Source organism: Acidovorax sp. FG48 (genome assembly GCF_057809085.1).
The window spans coordinates 162,021-177,413 of sequence record NZ_JBMDJH010000008.1 but is presented as its reverse complement, the minus strand read 5'-3'; the positions used below and the strand labels follow the sequence as shown (position 1 = coordinate 177,413).

Here is a 15,393-nt window from a genome sequence, read left to right as displayed (position 1 = left end):
CCGTGAGCTTGTGATGACCGATACCTCTCCACCTCCTTTTGTCTTTTACCCCGGCACTGCGCCGCTGCTGGTGTCCATGCCCCATGCAGGCACCTACGTGCCGCCCGCGCTGGCTGCGCGCTTCACCGATGAGGCCCGCCAGGTGCCCGACACCGACTGGCACATGGAGCGCCTCTACGCGTTTGCCAAAGACCTGGGGGCGTCCATCCTCGTGGCCACGCACTCGCGCTATGTGGTCGACCTGAACCGCCCGCCCGATGGCGCCAGCCTGTACCCTGGGCAGAGCGTCACCGGCCTGTGCCCGGTCGATACGTTCGACGACACGCCCATCTACGCAGCAGGCGATGTACCCGATGACGCAGAAATCGCTGCGCGCCGTGAGGCCGTCTGGGCGCCGTACCACGCGCAACTGCGTGCCGAGCTGGACCGCATCCGTGCGGAACACGGTGTGGCGGTGCTGTGGGACGCCCACTCCATACGCTCGGTGCTGCCGCGCTTTTTTGAAGGCAAGCTGCCCGACCTGAACCTGGGCACGGCCAACGGTGAAAGCTGCGACCCGGCGCTGGCGCAGGAACTGCTGTCCATCGCCAAAGAGGCCCAGGGCTACACCGCCGTGCTCAATGGCCGCTTCAAGGGTGGGCACATCACGCGCCATTACGGGCAGCCCGCGCAGAACATTCACGCGGTGCAGCTGGAGATGACGCAGTGCAGCTACATGCAGGAGGCCCTGCCGTTTGACTACCTGCCCGAGGTGGCTGCGGGCGTGCAACCCCACCTGCGTAGTATGTTGGAGGCCGCGCTGGCCTTTGCGGCAGCGCAATCGGCGTGAGGCTTACGCCCCAGGGCGGGAAGTATCGGTGCTAGTATGGGCTGGTCGGTCCGCCATGGACCGCCGCCCGGGCCCACCCCACATCCACGCAGGGGCCCGTCATCGCGGGAGGAGCCGCACCCCATGGACCCCACCGCGTACTACTACATGCCTTTGTTCAAGCCAGGCACCTTCGTGCAATGGAACCACCAGCGCGAAACCGTGAGCCACGTGGTGGTGCGCCGCCACGCTCTCATGGTGTATCTGGTGGGGCATGAATCCCCTGTGTACCCTGAAGCGCTGCACCTCGCGCCCACCGCCTTCCGGCTCACGCGCACGCCCGACGCCGACGGTTTGTGAGCGCGTCGCGTCGGCCAAGGGGCTGAAGGTCAGCCCCCAGAGCGCTGTGCCATGGCTTCACCCAGCTGGATGGGGCGCGTGGGTGACCACTGCGGGTTGAATTGCAGCGGCCCTTGTGGGAACAGCATCACCACGGTGGAGCCGAGCAGGAAGCGGCCCATTTCTTCACCCTGCTGCAGACTCACCTGGCCCTTCGCGTAGTCCCACTGCCGCAGCACACCGGTGCGCGGCGGGTTCACCTGCCCGTGCCACACGGTGGCCATGCTGCCCACAATGGTCGCACCCACCAGTACCAGCACAAACGGGCCGTGGGCCGATTCAAAAAAGCACACCACGCGCTCGTTGCGCGCAAACAGGCCGGGCACGCCGCGTGCAGTGGTGGGGTTCACCGAAAACAGGTCGCCCGGCACATGCACCATGCGCGTCAGCTCGCCCGCGCACGGCATGTGGATGCGGTGGTAGTCGCGTGGGCTCAGGTACAGCGTGGCGAAGTGGCCGTTGTCAAAACGTGCCGCAGCAGCGGCGTCGCCACCCACGAGGGCGGTGGTGGAGTAGGTGTGCCCCTTGGCCTGAAAGACCTGGTCCTTGGCGATGGGGCCGAACTGGCTGATGGCGCCATCCACGGGGCAAATCAAATCGGCTTGGGCCAGTGGGCGGGCGCCGGGCTTGAGCGCCCGCGTGAAGAAGTCGTTGAACGAGGTGTAGCTGGCGATGTCGGGGTTGGCCGCCTCGGCCATGTTGACGTTGTAGCGGCCCACAAACCAGCGGATCACCGAGGTGGTGAGGCCGCCCAGCCGGGCCGATGCAAACTTGCCAGCCAGGGTGGTCAGTGCCTGCTTGGGCAGGAGGTATTGCGGCAGAACTGCCAGGCGATCAGACACGGGCGAACCCCTCAAAGACGAAAGCGGACGATTCTATCGGCGGGGCGCTATCGCCCGCACGGGGTCATACCCCGAGGTACTGCTCCAGCAGCAGGGGCTGCGCATGCAAGGCGTCCGAGCTGCCGTCAAACACCACCTGGCCCTTGACCAGGATGACGTTGCGGTCGGTGATCTGCGTGACGTGCTTCCAGTTCTTGTCCACGATCACGCTGCTGATGCCGCTGTCCTTGATGAGGCTGCAGATACGCCAGATCTCGCGTGCGATCAGCGGCGCCAGGCCTTCGGTGGCTTCGTCGAGGATGAGCACATCGGGGTTGGTCATCAGCGCGCGGCCGATGGTGAGCATCTGCTGCTCGCCGCCGCTGAGCTGCTGGCCGCCGTGGCCCAGGCGTTCCTTCAGGCGCGGAAATGTCTCCAGCACGCGCTCGTAGGTCCAGTCCCGCTGGCCGCGCGTGCCTGCGCGGGCGGCCATCTGCAGGTTCTCGACCACGCTCAGGTTGCCGAAGATGCCCCGGCCCTCGGGCACGTAGGCGATGCCCAGACGCGCCACCTCGTAGGGCGGTTTGCCGGTCATGTCGCGGCCTGCCACGGCCACGCTGCCCGAGCGGGGCTTGACCAGGCCCATCAGCGACTTGAGCAGGGTGCTCTTGCCCATACCGTTGCGGCCCATGAGGCCGATGGTCTCGCCCTGGCCCACGGTGAAATCAATGCCGTGCAGGATGTGGCTGCTGCCGTAGAAGGTGTGGATGCCCTTGGCATCGATCCATGGAGTGGTCATGTCAGTGGTCCTCTCCCAGGTAGGCGGCCTGCACGGTGGCATCGGCGCGTACCTCGGGCGGTGTGCCGTGCGCAATCACCTCGCCGTTGACCATCACCGTCAGACGGTCGGCCAGCGCAAACACCGCATCCATGTCGTGCTCGACCAGCATCATGGCGTGGGCGGGCTTGAGGCGCTGCAGCAGCTCCACCATGCGTTCTGCCTCGGCCACGCCCATGCCAGCCAGGGGCTCGTCGAGCAGCAGCACCTGCGGCTCGGTGGCCAGGGTCATGGCAATTTCGAGCTGGCGCTGCTCGCCGTGGCTCATGGCTCCCGCGATGGCCATGCGCCGGTCTTTGAGGCCTGACAGCTCGATAGCGCTTTCAAGACGTGCGCTGGTTGCTCTGTTTTTGATAGTGTCCGAGCGGGTGTCCTGCCACCAGCGCAAGGGGTTCCAGGGTTGCTGCGCATCGCGCGACTGGGCGGCCAGGCGCACGTTTTCGTGCACGGTGAGCGGCAGGAAGATGTTGGTCTTCTGGTAGCTGCGACCCAGGCCCTGGCGTGAGATGCGTTCAGGCGCCCAGCCGGTCACATTGGTGCCACCCAGCAGCACGGTGCCCGAGGTGGGGGGCAGGTCGCCCGAGAGCAGGTTGGTCAGCGTGGACTTGCCCGCGCCGTTGGGACCGATCACCGCGTGGATCTTGCCCCGCCACAGGTCTACCGAGACACCATTGACGGCGGCCAGGCCGCCAAAGCGCTTGGTGACCTTCTGTGCAGACAACAGGACTTCAGCCATGGTGCGATCCCTCCGAGGCCTTGGCTGCGCCCCGCTGCGCAAACATGCCCAGCAGCCCGCGCGGTGCTGCGACCACCACCAGCACGATGAAGCCGCCCATCAGCAGTTGCCAGTGTTTGCTGATGTCCTTGAACACGTGCAGCAGGTACTCGAACGCAAACGCACCCACGATGGCGCCTGCAAAGTTGCCCATGCCGCCCAGGATGACCATCATGATGGCGTGGGCGCTCATGTGAAAGCCCATGAGTTCGGGGTTCACATAGCCGGTCTGCGCGCCCCACAGGTACCCCGCCAGGCCCGCCAGCGCCCCGGCAATGGTGAAGGCGGTGAGCTTGTAGCCCCGCGTGCCAAAGCCCATGGCGCGCATGCGGTGCTCGTTGATGCGGATGCCTGCCAGCGCGCGGCCGAGTGGGCTCCACAGCAGGCGGCGCAGCAGCACATACACCAGCACCACCAGCGCCAGTGTGAAGTAGTAGAAGGTCTTGCGGCCCTCCAGATCGAACGGCAGCCAGCCGAACAGCGCCGCATCAGGCCGGAAGTTGATGTACAGGCCGTCCGATCCCCCCAGCACCTTGTTGTCGAAGAACAGGTAGAACACCATCTGCGCAAAGGCCATGGTGACCATGATGAAGTAGATGCCGTGGGTGCGCACCACAAAGAACCCGATCACCAGCGCCACCAGGCCCGACACAGCCACTGCCAGCGGCAGCGACCACCACAGGCTGACCGGCATGTCCGCCGGGGTGAGAAAGGCGAGGGCGTAGCCCGCCACACCAAAGTACGCCGCGTGGCCCAGCGATACCAGCCCGGTCACGCCTTGCAGCAGATCCAGGCTCATGGCAAAGATGGCCATGATCATCATGCGGGTGACCATTTGCACGTAGAAGTCGCTGCCCACCACGGGGAAAAGCAGCAGCGCAGCCAGCCCCAGTGCCAGGGAAAACTGCACGCTGCGCGGCAGCACTTCGATATTGGCGCGGGGGGTGCTCATGAGTTGCCGCCGGGCCGCCCCAAGGCAGCGAAGGCCCCCTCGGGGGGCAGCGAGATACACGAAGTGACGAGCGTGGGGGGAGTCATTGTTTAAACAGGCCCTCGGGTTTCCACAGCAGCACCGCCGCCATCAGCATGTAGACCAGCATGCCCGCTGCCTGTGGCAGCAGCACCTTGCCAAACGTATCGACAAAGCCCACCAGCAGCGCCGCAATGAGCGCACCGCGTACCGAGCCGATGCCACCGATCACCACCACCACAAAACACATGATGAGCACCGATGAGCCCATGTTGGGATACACGCTGGATACGGGTGCAGCCACCATGCCCGCAACCGCCGCCAGGCCCACACCGAGCGCAAACACGATGGCATGGATCAGCTTGATGTTCACGCCCAGGGACTCGGCCATGTCGCGGTTGAAGGCACCGGCGCGGATCTTCATGCCCAGGCGGGTCTTGGAGATCAGCAGGTACAGCGCCACAGCCAGCGCAATGCACACGCCCGAGATGAACAGCCGGTAGACCGGGTAGGAGAGGGTGTCTGTGAGCGGAATCGACCAGTCCAGTACCTTGGGGATGGGCACGCCATGCACATCGTCGCCCCACAGGATGGAGCGCAGTTCTTCAAAGATGTAAATCAGCCCGAAGGTCAGCAGCACCTGGTCCAGATGGTCGCGGTGGTAGAAGTGGCGGAACAGCAGCCATTCGAGCGCCAGCCCGAAGACCACCGACAGCAGCGCGCCGCCTACGATGGCGAGTGCCAGGCTGCCGAAATGCCCCGACAGCGAATATGCGAGGTAAGCCCCCAGCATGTAAAAGCTGCCGTGCGCCAGGTTCACCACGCCCATGATCCCGAAGATCAGCGTGAGCCCGGCCGCCAGCATGAACAGCAGCAGGCCGTATTGCACGCTGTTGAGCAGCTGGATCAGGAACGTCGCGAAATCCATGGAGGGCTGGGTTTGGAGTGCAAAAAATCAACCCGCGCAGAACGAGGCCGGCGGAGGAAGCCCGGCACGCAAGCCGGGCGGTTGGGGCGGAAAATGGGCCGACCGAACGGCTTAGCCCATGCGGCAACCGGCGCCGCTGTCGGCCAGTGCCTTGGCGGCCACGCCGATCACCTTGTTTTCCTTGTTCTCCACCCGGCGCAGGTAGATGTCCTGCACGGGGTTGTGGGACTTGCTCATCGTCCACTTGCCGCGTGGGCTGTCGATGACGGCGCTTTCCATCGCCTTGATGACGGCTGGTTTGGCAGACAGGTCGCCCTTGACCGCGTTGGCGCCCTGCACCAGCAGCAGGCCGGTGTCGTAGCCTTGCACGGCGTACACATCGGGCTGGCTGCGGAAGGCCTTGGCGTATTCCAGGCGGAACTGCTTGTTGCGCGGTGTGTCGAGCGAGTCGCTGTAGTGCATGGTGGTGATGATGCCGTCGGCCGCTGGGCCCGCAGCGTCCAGCACGCCTTCGGTCAGGAAGCCCGAGCCATACAGCGGAATCTTGTCCTTGAGGCCGGCGGCCGCGTAGTCCTTGATGAACTTGGCCGCGCCACCACCGGCAAAGAAGCAGGCCACGGCATCGGGCTTGAGCGCGGCAATCTCGGTCAGCAGCGCCTGGAATTCGACGTTGGGGAAGGGCAGGCCCAGTTCCTTGACGATGGTGCCACCCGCCTTGGTGTAGCTTTCCTTGAAGCCCTCGAAGGCCTCATCGCCAGCCGCGTACTTCCAGGTGATCCACACGGCCTTCTTGTGGCCCTTTTCGACCATGGCCTTGCCCAGCGCCAATGTGGGCTGGGAATTGCTGAACGAAGTGCGGAACACGTTGGGGGCACACAGCGCGCGGGTGGCTGCGTGTACGCCTGCGTTGGGGATCAGGTTGAGCACGCCGGTGTCGCGCGCCACCTTCTGGATACCCATCTGCACGCCCGAGTGCACGGTACCGATCAGCACATCCACCTTGTCGCGCTGCACCAGCTTGCTGGCGTTTTCCACGCCCTTGCTGGGCTCGGACTCGTCATCCACCTTGAACCATTCGATCTCGCGCCCGCCGAGCTTGCCGCCTTGCTGGTCGATGGCCAGGCGCACGCCGTTTTCAATGGCCACGCCCAGCTGGGCAAATGTGCCGGTGTAGGGCAGCATGAACCCCACGCGCACTTTGCCGCTTTGCGCACGCACGATGGAGGGCAGCAGCAGGCCCGTGGATGCTGCGCCAACGAGGGCGGCACTGCGGCTGATGACGAGGCGGCGGGTGGTCATGGGGCTTGTCTCCTTTGTTTAGGCTTAAAGTAATTTACTGCAAGCGTTCGGTGGTGAATACCTATGGGTTACCCGTACCAGCGCTCGTTTCGGGCTTCACGAGCGGGGGTGGCTTCACGGCTTTTTTTGTCTTCGCTGCTGAGAGGCCTGACGGATCGGTGCGGCATGGGTGCCAATGTGGATGGTCACTACAGCCCAACGGAAAATTTGAAACATGAATTAAAATGCATGTATTGAATTTTTGTGCAGTATAGAGCGTGTTTTCGGATTGGGGTGGCCGATTTGGGCTTGCGTTCTAGGTAGTTTCCAGCACGGGGCGCAGCAACTCCCCGTCGCACCGAAAACCTCCCGCACCCCAGCAGCATGGCGCTGCCTGCACAATCGTGGTCTGATCATCCGGTCCGTCGCATATGGTCAGACGGCCTAGCCGGGCGATAGCGTTGTGGACTGCACCGTAGCCCACCATCCCGCAGTCTGCGCCGAGTTGATGCAGCTTGCCGCTGTATCCGCATTTTTATTCTGTATGTCTTCTTCTCCCTCCGACCTGTCACCTTCCGCCCCATCCCGGCCGTCTTGGGCGGCTCGCTTGACCGAATGGCTGCGTCATTTCTGGCCCGCCCCGTTGGGCATTGATGGCAAAGAGCGCCTGCGGTTTGTGGTGGGCGCGGTGATCGGTGTGCTGCTCACGGCATGGCTCAGTCGCTGGTGGGCCGAGGGCAATGGCTCGGGCCCGTGGATGGTGGCTTCACTGGGCGCCAGTGCCGTGCTGGTGTTCGGCATGCCTTCCAGCCCGTTGGCCCAGCCCTGGCCGGTTTTGGGGGGCAGCACGTTGTCGGCGCTGGTCGGGGCGGTCTGTTCTGCGTTGATTTCAGACAAGGCGTTGGCGGGGGCTGTGGCTGTGGGGCTGGCGATTGCGCTCATGGTGCCTTTGCGTTGTCTGCATCCGCCAGGCGGGGCCATGGCCTTGTACGTGGTGCTCACTTCGGGCGATGGCTGGCACCTGGCCGCGTTTCCGGTGCTCTTCAACGTGGTGCTGCTATTGATTGCCGCTGTGGTCTACAACGGGTTGACGGGCCGCCGCTATCCACACCCCCAGCGCGTTGCGCCGAAGGCGGCAGCGAGCCAGGGGGGCTTCACCGCATCGGACGTGGATGCGGCGCTGGCTCATTACAACCAGGTGCTCGACGTGAGCCGTGCGGACCTGGAAGGGCTGTTGCACCTGGCGGGTCGTGCGGCTTTCCAGCGGACGCTGGGGGAATTGCGCTGCGCGGACATCATGTCGAGCCCGCCGTACGCTGTGGAGGCCGGCGTTTCGCTCAAAGAGGCGTGGGCGCTGATGCGGCTGCAGCAGATCAAGGCACTGCCCGTGGTGGACGCCCAGCGCCACGTCATCGGCATCGTGACGGTGGCGGACTTCATGCGGCTGGCCAATCTGGACACCCACGAAGGGTTGGGGCAGCGCCTGCGCACGCTGGTCATGGGGCGCGGCGGGCAGCCCCAGACTGTGGGCGAGATCATGTCGCACCCGGTGCAGGTGGCGCGTGCAGGGCAGCACGCGATGGATCTGGTCCCCCTGTTTTCGCAGGGTGGCCACCACCACATCCCCATCGTGGATGACGTGGATCACCTCGTGGGCATCATCACCCAGACCGACCTGGTGCGTACGTTGGCCTCCGCAGTGCAGGCGCGATAGCGGGCGGCAGCTGCTTTCCTGATGAACGGGCGCGGCGCCCACGCCACAGAGGGCCCCGGCCGTGCCATAGGCAACTTACAGGTTGTCGCGGTACAATCGACAGGCTTTGCGCAGCGCTGACGCCTGTTCATTGACGCCGTCTCCCGGCCCTCTGCCTGATCTGCGCCCTGGGTGCAGCGACTCCCACCGCCCGCCATGCACCGTGTGTCGAGTTTCGACAACGCCGCAGCTGCCGTGGTGAATGCAAAAAAACCGCTCAGGCGCCGACCACAGAACATTTGCTTTGAAGAGATAGAGAAACACATGGCCAAAGAAGAACTCATTGAAATGCAGGGCTCCGTCACGGAAGTCTTGCCGGACTCGCGCTTTCGCGTCACGCTGGACAACGGTCACCAACTGATCGCCTACACCGGCGGCAAGATGCGCAAGCACCACATCCGCATCCTGGCGGGTGACAAGGTGTCGCTCGAAATGTCTCCTTATGACCTGACCAAGGGCCGCATCACCTTCCGCCACCTGGCAGGTCGTGGCCCTGGCCCGTCGTCCAGCCGCTGATCGTTTCTTTCCCGGTCCGTGGCAGACCGGGGAAGGTGTTTGATTTTTCTGGTTCGTCTTTCGCCACGTCGCGGCTCTTTGGTCGTGTTCCTTTCATCTCTTCGCCTTGCCACTTTCAAAAAAAGTCAAAAAAGCAGGCGTTGAGTCCAAAACAGGGGATTTGGCGGGTTAGAATACGAGCTGTCGGAGCGTAGCGCAGCCTGGTAGCGCATCTGCTTTGGGAGCAGAGGGTCGCGAGTTCGAATCCCGCCGCTCCGACCAATGTTTGAAGGCCTTGCGGCACATGCTGCAAGGCTTTTTTTCTTGCTCGCTTCAAGGCACCGCGTCGGAACAAACAGGTTCAGTGGCGGCGGATCAAAGCCATGTTCAGCGGGTATGTCGGCAGGCATGCCGAATCTCCGTACCATTGGCTCCATCGCCCACAGACGCCCGTAGACACTCATTTGCACCTGACCCTGCCGTGTACCGCGCACAGGTGCTTGGCCGCTACCCCCATGACCCTTTCCGCGCAATCCAAGGCCGCTGAGGCTTCTGCAACGCAGCCCCATGTGCCTGACTCCCTTGCCATGCGTCGTTACGACACCGTCGATGCATTGCGTGGCGTAGCGATGGTGTGGATGACGGTGTTCCACTTCTGTTTTGATCTGAGCCACTTCGGCCTGTGGCCACAAAACTTTCGTGTGGATCCTTTCTGGACCACGCAGCGCACCTTGATCGTGAGCCTGTTCCTGTTCTGTGCAGGGCTGGGGCAGGCCATCGCCTGGCACCAGGGGCAGGGCTGGCGCAGGTTTGGGCGTCGGTGGATGCAGATCGCCGGGTGCGCATTGCTCGTATCTGCCGGGTCGTTTGTGATGTTTCCAGCCAGCTTCATCTATTTTGGTGTGCTGCACGGCATGGCGGTGATGTTGCTCATCGCTCGCTGTACCGCTGGTTGGGGGCGCTGGCTGTGGCTGGCCGGATTGGTGGCTGTGGCTTTACCGTGGGCTGCGCAGCAGCTTCTGACGGGGGTATGGGCAGATGCCGCGCCCTGGTTCAATGGACGAGCACTGAATTGGCTGGGGCTGGTGTCGCGCAAGCCGTTCACCGAAGACTATGTGCCCGTGTTGCCGTGGCTCGGTGTGCTCTGGTGGGGGCTCGCCGCAGGCCAGTGGGCGGTGCACGCTCGCAAGGGTTGGCTGCAGTGGCGGCTACCCGTCGGGCTCACGCCTTTGGCAACGCTGGGGCGGTGGAGCCTGAGCTACTACATGGTCCATCAGCCGGTGATGATTGGCCTGCTGATGGCCGTGGTGTGGGTGATGGGGCGGACTTGAGCCTTGTGAATTAAGTGGGGATTGCGGCAAAGCCCGAGCCCATAAAAAAACGCGACCGAGGTCGCGTTTTTTGTTTCCAGAACGGCTGAGTGCCCGTTGGCTTATTCCACCTTGGCCTTGGCGCGCAGGTCTTCCTGGAACTTGGCCAGCTTTTGCTGTTGCAGCTGCTGTGCGACTTGTGGCTTCACCTCTTCGAGCTTGGGCAGCTCGGCTTGGCGCACGTCGTCCAGGCGGATGATGTGCCAACCAAACTGGCTCTTCACGGGCGTCTCGGTCATCTTGCCCTTTTCGAGCTTGACCAGCGCTTCGGTGAATTCGCTCACGTAGCTCGATGGGTTGGCCCAGTCGAGGTCGCCGCCTTTGGCGCCGGAGCCTGGGTCCTTGGACTGCTTCTTGGCGATATCTTCAAACTTCGCGCCCTTCTTGATGGACGCGATGATGGCCTTGGCGTCGGCTTCCTTTTCCACCAGGATATGGCGGGCCTTGTATTCCTTGCCGCTGTTGGCAGCCACGAACTTGTCGTATTCGGCCTGGATTTCAGCGTCCGTGACGGGGTTCGTCTTCTGGAAGTCGGCGAACAGTTCGCGGATCAGAATGGCCTGGCGGGCCAGTTCCAACTGGGACTTGTAGTCGGCCGAGGTTTCCAGGCCGCGCTTTTGGGCTTCCTGCATGAAGATTTCACGGGCGATGACTTCTTCCTTGATCTGGCCTTCGATGTCGGGCGTCACAGGGCGGCCCGAGCGTTCCACCTGCTGCTTGAGCGCTTCGACACGCTCCTTGGGAACCGCCTTGCCGTTGACGATGGCGACATTCTGGGCGGAAACGGGCAGGGCCAACGTGCCCAGCACGGCAGCGGCCACCAGGCCGGACAGGAGCTGTTTCTTCATGCGAAATCCAAAAAAATAAGGGGTTTGTTTGCCAGCTGAAATCCGGCAGCTATGGATCTGGGGCCGGTTCAGAGAACTTCAATGGCGAGGGCGTGAACGCCTTGGTCAATAAATTCTTGCAGCGCATCATACACAAGGCGGTGTTGGGCCACGCGGGTGCGTCCTGTAAAGAAAGGTGACGCGATCCGCACCCGAAAATGCGTGCCAAATCCGGTGCCGTTGGCGCCTGCGTGGCCTGCGTGGGCCGCGCTTTCGTCCAGCACCTCCAGGTGACTGGGGGTGAGGCGGTCGGCCAGTGTCTGGTGCATCTGGTCTGCGATGGAGGTCATGGGCTTTGTGCGCTTTCAGGTGGTGGGCTCATCGCCCTTGAGGTGGGGGGCGATATAGATGCCCTGGGCCACCAGGAAGACCAGCGGAAAGACATAGCCCCAGAGCTTGAAGTCCACCCACGCCTCGGTGCTGAAGTTCATCACCACGTAGGCGTTGATGGCCGACATGAACGCGCAATAGACGATCCAGGCCACGTTCAGGCGCTGCCAGACGGCGTCGGGCAAGTCCAGCTGGCTCCCCAACAGCATCTTGAGAAAGTTCTTCTTGAGCGCCCACAGCGCCACCGCCAGGGCCAGCGACATCGCACCGTAGAGCACAGTAGGTTTCCACTTGATGAACCGGTCGTCCTGCAGCACCAGTGTGAGCGTGCCGAACAGCAGGATCAGCACCAGGGTGACCTTGTGCATGGTCTGCAGGCGCCGGTCGATGGCATAGATGATGGCCATCTGCAAGGCCGTGGCCGCCATGAGCACGGCGGTGCCTACGTAGATGCCGTAGAACTTGTAGGCCCCGAAGAACAGCAGGATGGGGAAGAAGTCGATCAGAATTTTCATGGAATCTGCAAGAAATGCCGGGCTTCAGCGGTCTCCGGACTCGAAGTCCAGCGATGCCGAGTTCATGCAATACCGCAGCCCGGTGGGCGCTGGGCCGTCTTCAAACACATGGCCCAGGTGCGCCCCGCATTGTGCACACACCGTTTCGGTGCGGACCATGCCATGGCTGCGGTCCACGATTTCGGTGATGGCGCCGGGGACGGCTTCGGAAAAGCTGGGCCAGCCGCAGCCCGCGTCAAACTTGGTGACCGAGTCGAACAGCTTGGCACCGCAGCAGATGCAGTGGTAGCTGCCGTCGGCCCAGTGGGCTTCGTACTTGCCCGTGAAGGGGCGCTCGGTGGCGGCATGGCGCGTGACCTGGAAGGCCACGGGTTCGGCGCCTTTTTCGCGCAGTACGGCTTGCCATTCGGCATCTGTCTTCTGGATAGGGTGGGTCATGATGAACAGCTGATCTCGATGGAAGACGCCCAGTCGGGCGGGAAGGCGGCGTAGGCGTCGTGCCCGGGGTGCTCGGCAAACGGGCGCTCCAGCAGCCGCTGCAGGGTTTGGAGTTCGCCAAAGTCGCCAAGTTTCGCCGCACGGATGGCCTGTTCGCCCAGGTGGTTGCGCAGCACGAACTTGGGATTGGTTTTGAGCATCAAATCGGCTTGATGCGCTACATCCATATGCCTCGAATGCTCTGAATATTGTAGCAACCATTGGTCAAGGCCGGCGCGGTCTGCAAACAGGTCGCGCACGGGCTCCATGTCTTGGGTGCCCACGGCGTGCGACAGGCGGCGCCAGAAGATGGGGTAGTCCACCCCGTTCTGGGCCAGCAGCAGCAAGATGCCGTCGATGAGTGCGCCATCGCCATCGCCGGCCTCCACCAACCCCAGCTTGGCGCGCATTTGGGCTACGAAGGCTTCTGGGAAGACCGTTTTGTACGACTCCAGCACCTGCTTGGCCAGGTCCTGGTCGCCGATCAATGGCAGCAGCGCCTGCGCCAGGCAAAACAGGTTCCAGTACGCCACATTGGGCTGGCGGTTGTAGGCGTAGCGGCCTTGCGAGTCGCTGTGGTTGCACACGTGGCCGGGCACAAAAGCGTCCAGAAACTGAAAGGGCCCATAGTCAATCGTCAGTCCCAGGATGCTCATGTTGTCGGTGTTCATCACCCCGTGGCAAAAGCCCACGGCCTGCCACTGCGCCATGAGGCGCGCGGTGCGCTCGCTCACCGCCTGCAGCAGGGCGGCGTAGGGGTTGCCTGCCAGGCCGGTGCCGTCCCGGCATTCGGGGTAGTAGCGGTCGATGACGTAGTCGGCAAGCGTTTGCAGCGCGGCTTCCTGGCCGTTGGCTGCAAAGTGTTCAAAGTGGCCAAAGCGCACAAAGCTGCGCGCCACGCGGGTGACGACAGCAGCGGTCTCGATCTCCTCGCGGCGCACTTGCCCTGGGGAGCCAGTGATGCACAAGGCGCGCGATGTCGGCACACCCAGGCCGTGCATGGCTTCGCTGCACAAAAACTCGCGGATGCTGGAGCGCAATACCGCGCGGCCATCGCCCATGCGTGAATAGGGCGTGCGTCCCGCACCCTTGAGCTGGACCTCCCACCCCGAGGCTGTCTCACCGAGCAAGATGGCCCGTCCATCGCCCAGCTGGCCGGCCCAGACGCCAAACTGGTGCCCGCTGTACACGCTTGCTAGGGGGCGGGAACCTGCCAGCAGGCGGTTACCGGTGAAGGCTTGCAGTGCCTCGTCGCTGCGCAGGGCGGCTTCATCCAGCCCCAGCAGTTGCGCCACGGCGGGGCTGGTGCCTACCCAATGGGGCGTGGGCAGAGGGGTGGGGCGCAGTTCGGTGAAAAAGTCGTGGCCCAGCGCGGCAAAGCGGTGGTCCCAGGCGAGGCCGAGGTCGGTACGGGTGTCGCTGTCGGCAGTCAGGGTCATGGGCTGGATTGTCTCGCAGGCCGGATGCCCCGGCGCCCACAGGGCCATGGCAGGGCGGGGATAACCTGAACCGCGACCGCTACAACAATGCTGCCGCCGTCAGGCAGGCCTGGCCTGGCGCAGGCTGCAGCAGCTGCTGGCGGTATTGGCCTGGGGGCATGCCAAACCAGCGCTTGCAGGCCCGAAACAGATTGCTCTGGTCGCTGAACCCCAGTTGGTCGGCCACCTCGGCCAGGCTGCGGCGTGGGTCGGCCAGGTATTGGCGGGCCAGCTCGCTGCGGGTGTCGTCCAGCAGTTGCTGGAAACTCACCGACTCTGCCTGCAGCCGGCGCTGCAGGGTGCGGTCGGTCAGGTGCAGGCGTGCCGCCACGTCCTCGCGGCGCGGCTCGCCCAGGTGCAGCATGCGCGATATCTCGGTGCGCACCTTGGCGCTGACCAGCGACTGACCCAGCGGGCCCAACTGCCCCAGCTCGGCCTCCACCAGTTGTTCGTGCAGCGCCCACAGGCTCGGGTTGTGGGTGGGAATGGGTTGCAGCAGGTCGGCTTCGGCCATCAGAAAGCGGTTCACCGGCTGGCCAAAACGGGGTGGCACGCCGAACGCTGCGCGATGCCGCGTGTCGTCGGCTGGCGCTGGGGTGACCAGTTCTACGGCCAGGGGCGTGAGGTCGCGCCGGGTGAGCCAGTCGCACAGCGTCAGCAGGGTCAGCACCGCAAACTCCACCCGCTGTCGCGGTATGGGGCGTGAGGCGCCGATGTGGTTGAGCACCAACCAGTAACCGCGCGGGTCCCGCTCCATCGAGAACGCGGTGGCGTCTGAGATCAGCGCCATGTGCCGGTCCAGGTGTCTGAAGCCTTCGAGGAGGTTGGGCCCCGAGGCGAGTGCATGGCCCACCAAGTCCAGCTTGCCGTAGCGGGAGGCCAGTTGGCGGTCCAGGCCCAACCCTGGGCGGTCGTAGTGCTGGGCTGCGGCCTCCCACAAGCGGCTGACGCGGTCCACATCCACGCGGGTGTGGGTGTGTTGCAGGCTCTCCAGATCGATGTCGGCCTGCGCGCACAGGGCCTGCACCGGCAGGCCCTCGGCCGCAAACAGCTCGGCAATACCGCGCACCCAGGCGGCAGAGCTGGTGCGCTGCGGCAGCGGGTTCATGGGCAGGCCCCGGTCTCAGGGTTTACGCGCGGGTGGTGTTCTGAAGTCACTGTTTTGGTGTGATTGCGATAGTGGGTTGCAGGCCAGGCGTTTCCACAATCGGTGCCGAGGTCGGGCCCAGGCGCGAGTGTGATGCGTTCTGCAGGCCCACCCCATTCCTGAA

The 15,393-nt window shown here is 63.9% G+C and carries 17 protein-coding genes and 1 tRNA gene; 6 read left to right on the top strand and 12 right to left on the bottom strand.

Translation table 11 applies throughout. The annotated features are described in order from the left end of the window. The first annotated feature begins 13 nt into the window (after positions 1-13). Entirely contained in the window at positions 14-829 is an 816-nt protein-coding gene (gene hutG, locus ACODSU_RS13785) for an N-formylglutamate deformylase (protein WP_488842707.1), read from the top strand. Positions 830-952: 123 nt separating this feature from the next. After that, the gene (locus tag ACODSU_RS13780; RefSeq protein ID WP_488842706.1) at positions 953-1,168 is read left to right on the top strand and encodes a hypothetical protein; all 216 of its coding nucleotides are present in this window, start codon (positions 953-955) and stop codon (positions 1,166-1,168) included. Positions 1,169-1,197: 29 nt separating this feature from the next. Here ACODSU_RS13780 and asd read toward each other — a convergent pair whose 3' ends face one another. From asd to ACODSU_RS13750, 6 genes are all read right to left on the bottom strand, one after another. After that, positions 1,198-2,049, bottom strand: a complete 852-nt coding sequence (gene asd, locus ACODSU_RS13775) for an archaetidylserine decarboxylase (RefSeq protein ID WP_015014409.1) — start codon at positions 2,047-2,049, stop codon at positions 1,198-1,200. A gap of 64 nt (positions 2,050-2,113) precedes the next feature. Beyond that, a complete protein-coding gene (locus tag ACODSU_RS13770) occupies positions 2,114-2,827 on the bottom strand; it encodes an ABC transporter ATP-binding protein (protein ID WP_015014408.1) in 714 nt (237 codons plus the stop codon). A 1-nt stretch (position 2,828) separates the two neighbouring features. Next, entirely contained in the window at positions 2,829-3,602 is a 774-nt protein-coding gene (locus tag ACODSU_RS13765) for an ABC transporter ATP-binding protein (RefSeq protein WP_291442611.1), read from the bottom strand. Next, entirely contained in the window at positions 3,595-4,593 is a 999-nt protein-coding gene (locus tag ACODSU_RS13760) for a branched-chain amino acid ABC transporter permease (RefSeq protein ID WP_291442613.1), read from the bottom strand. Before ACODSU_RS13760 ends, ACODSU_RS13765 begins: the two co-directional genes overlap by 8 nt. An 82-nt stretch (positions 4,594-4,675) precedes the next feature. Continuing rightward, positions 4,676-5,539: a branched-chain amino acid ABC transporter permease gene (locus ACODSU_RS13755; protein ID WP_015014405.1), complete on the bottom strand. Its 864-nt coding sequence runs from the start codon at positions 5,537-5,539 to the stop codon at positions 4,676-4,678. A gap of 111 nt (positions 5,540-5,650) precedes the next feature. Then, positions 5,651-6,838, bottom strand: coding sequence for an ABC transporter substrate-binding protein (locus ACODSU_RS13750; RefSeq protein ID WP_015014404.1), 1,188 nt, complete (start codon positions 6,836-6,838; stop codon positions 5,651-5,653). 523 nt (positions 6,839-7,361) lie between these two features. Between ACODSU_RS13750 and ACODSU_RS13745 the strand changes: the two genes are divergently transcribed. From ACODSU_RS13745 to ACODSU_RS13730, 4 genes are all read left to right on the top strand, one after another. After that, the gene (locus tag ACODSU_RS13745; RefSeq protein ID WP_295938588.1) at positions 7,362-8,531 is read left to right on the top strand and encodes an HPP family protein; all 1,170 of its coding nucleotides are present in this window, start codon (positions 7,362-7,364) and stop codon (positions 8,529-8,531) included. A gap of 303 nt (positions 8,532-8,834) precedes the next feature. Further along, positions 8,835-9,086, top strand: coding sequence for a translation initiation factor IF-1 (infA, locus tag ACODSU_RS13740; RefSeq protein ID WP_015014402.1), 252 nt, complete (start codon positions 8,835-8,837; stop codon positions 9,084-9,086). Between the two features lie 184 nt (positions 9,087-9,270). Then, a tRNA-Pro gene (locus tag ACODSU_RS13735) sits at positions 9,271-9,347 on the top strand. Between the two features lie 305 nt (positions 9,348-9,652). Then, entirely contained in the window at positions 9,653-10,396 is a 744-nt protein-coding gene (locus tag ACODSU_RS13730) for an acetyltransferase domain-containing protein (RefSeq protein ID WP_488842733.1), read from the top strand. A 101-nt stretch (positions 10,397-10,497) separates the two neighbouring features. Here ACODSU_RS13730 and ACODSU_RS13725 read toward each other — a convergent pair whose 3' ends face one another. The 6 genes from ACODSU_RS13725 to ACODSU_RS13700 all read right to left on the bottom strand — a co-directional run bounded on the left by ACODSU_RS13725 (position 10,498) and on the right by ACODSU_RS13700 (position 15,230). Beyond that, positions 10,498-11,283 carry a foldase protein PrsA gene (locus tag ACODSU_RS13725; protein ID WP_015014400.1) on the bottom strand — a complete coding sequence of 262 codons (786 nt, stop codon included), beginning with the start codon at positions 11,281-11,283 and terminating at the stop codon, positions 10,498-10,500. A gap of 68 nt (positions 11,284-11,351) precedes the next feature. Continuing rightward, the gene (locus ACODSU_RS13720) at positions 11,352-11,612 is read right to left on the bottom strand and encodes a BolA family protein (RefSeq protein ID WP_060987418.1); all 261 of its coding nucleotides are present in this window, start codon (positions 11,610-11,612) and stop codon (positions 11,352-11,354) included. A gap of 15 nt (positions 11,613-11,627) precedes the next feature. Further along, the gene (locus ACODSU_RS13715) at positions 11,628-12,167 is read right to left on the bottom strand and encodes a septation protein A (protein WP_488842705.1); all 540 of its coding nucleotides are present in this window, start codon (positions 12,165-12,167) and stop codon (positions 11,628-11,630) included. Positions 12,168-12,191: 24 nt separating this feature from the next. Next, positions 12,192-12,605, bottom strand: coding sequence for a peptide-methionine (R)-S-oxide reductase MsrB (gene msrB / locus ACODSU_RS13710; protein WP_060987416.1), 414 nt, complete (start codon positions 12,603-12,605; stop codon positions 12,192-12,194). Further along, entirely contained in the window at positions 12,602-14,083 is a 1,482-nt protein-coding gene (locus ACODSU_RS13705) for a protein adenylyltransferase SelO (protein ID WP_488842704.1), read from the bottom strand. The genes msrB and ACODSU_RS13705 overlap by 4 nt, the downstream gene beginning before the upstream one ends. Positions 14,084-14,162: 79 nt before the next feature. Beyond that, positions 14,163-15,230 (bottom strand): AraC family transcriptional regulator, encoded by a 1,068-nt coding sequence (locus ACODSU_RS13700; RefSeq protein ID WP_488842703.1) that lies wholly within the window; start codon positions 15,228-15,230, stop codon positions 14,163-14,165. Positions 15,231-15,393 lie beyond the last annotated feature (163 nt).

Bases quoted from the DNA above. Each gene is read 5' to 3' on its own strand.
- hutG (WP_488842707.1), top strand. From the start codon at position 14: ATGACCGATACCTCTCCACCTCCTTTTGTCTTTTACCCCGGCACTGCG.
- ACODSU_RS13780 (WP_488842706.1), top strand. From the start codon at position 953: ATGGACCCCACCGCGTACTACTACATGCCTTTGTTCAAGCCAGGCACC.
- ACODSU_RS13770 (WP_015014408.1), bottom strand. From the start codon at position 2,827: ATGACCACTCCATGGATCGATGCCAAGGGCATCCACACCTTCTACGGC.
- ACODSU_RS13765 (WP_291442611.1), bottom strand. From the start codon at position 3,602: ATGGCTGAAGTCCTGTTGTCTGCACAGAAGGTCACCAAGCGCTTTGGC.
- ACODSU_RS13760 (WP_291442613.1), bottom strand. From the start codon at position 4,593: ATGAGCACCCCCCGCGCCAATATCGAAGTGCTGCCGCGCAGCGTGCAG.
- ACODSU_RS13755 (WP_015014405.1), bottom strand. From the start codon at position 5,539: ATGGATTTCGCGACGTTCCTGATCCAGCTGCTCAACAGCGTGCAATAC.
- ACODSU_RS13750 (WP_015014404.1), bottom strand. From the start codon at position 6,838: ATGACCACCCGCCGCCTCGTCATCAGCCGCAGTGCCGCCCTCGTTGGC.
- ACODSU_RS13745 (WP_295938588.1), top strand. From the start codon at position 7,362: ATGTCTTCTTCTCCCTCCGACCTGTCACCTTCCGCCCCATCCCGGCCG.
- infA (WP_015014402.1), top strand. From the start codon at position 8,835: ATGGCCAAAGAAGAACTCATTGAAATGCAGGGCTCCGTCACGGAAGTC.
- ACODSU_RS13730 (WP_488842733.1), top strand. From the start codon at position 9,653: ATGCGTCGTTACGACACCGTCGATGCATTGCGTGGCGTAGCGATGGTG.
- ACODSU_RS13725 (WP_015014400.1), bottom strand. From the start codon at position 11,283: ATGAAGAAACAGCTCCTGTCCGGCCTGGTGGCCGCTGCCGTGCTGGGC.
- ACODSU_RS13720 (WP_060987418.1), bottom strand. From the start codon at position 11,612: ATGACCTCCATCGCAGACCAGATGCACCAGACACTGGCCGACCGCCTC.
- ACODSU_RS13715 (WP_488842705.1), bottom strand. From the start codon at position 12,167: ATGAAAATTCTGATCGACTTCTTCCCCATCCTGCTGTTCTTCGGGGCC.
- msrB (WP_060987416.1), bottom strand. From the start codon at position 12,605: ATGACCCACCCTATCCAGAAGACAGATGCCGAATGGCAAGCCGTACTG.
- ACODSU_RS13705 (WP_488842704.1), bottom strand. From the start codon at position 14,083: ATGACCCTGACTGCCGACAGCGACACCCGTACCGACCTCGGCCTCGCC.
- ACODSU_RS13700 (WP_488842703.1), bottom strand. From the start codon at position 15,230: ATGAACCCGCTGCCGCAGCGCACCAGCTCTGCCGCCTGGGTGCGCGGT.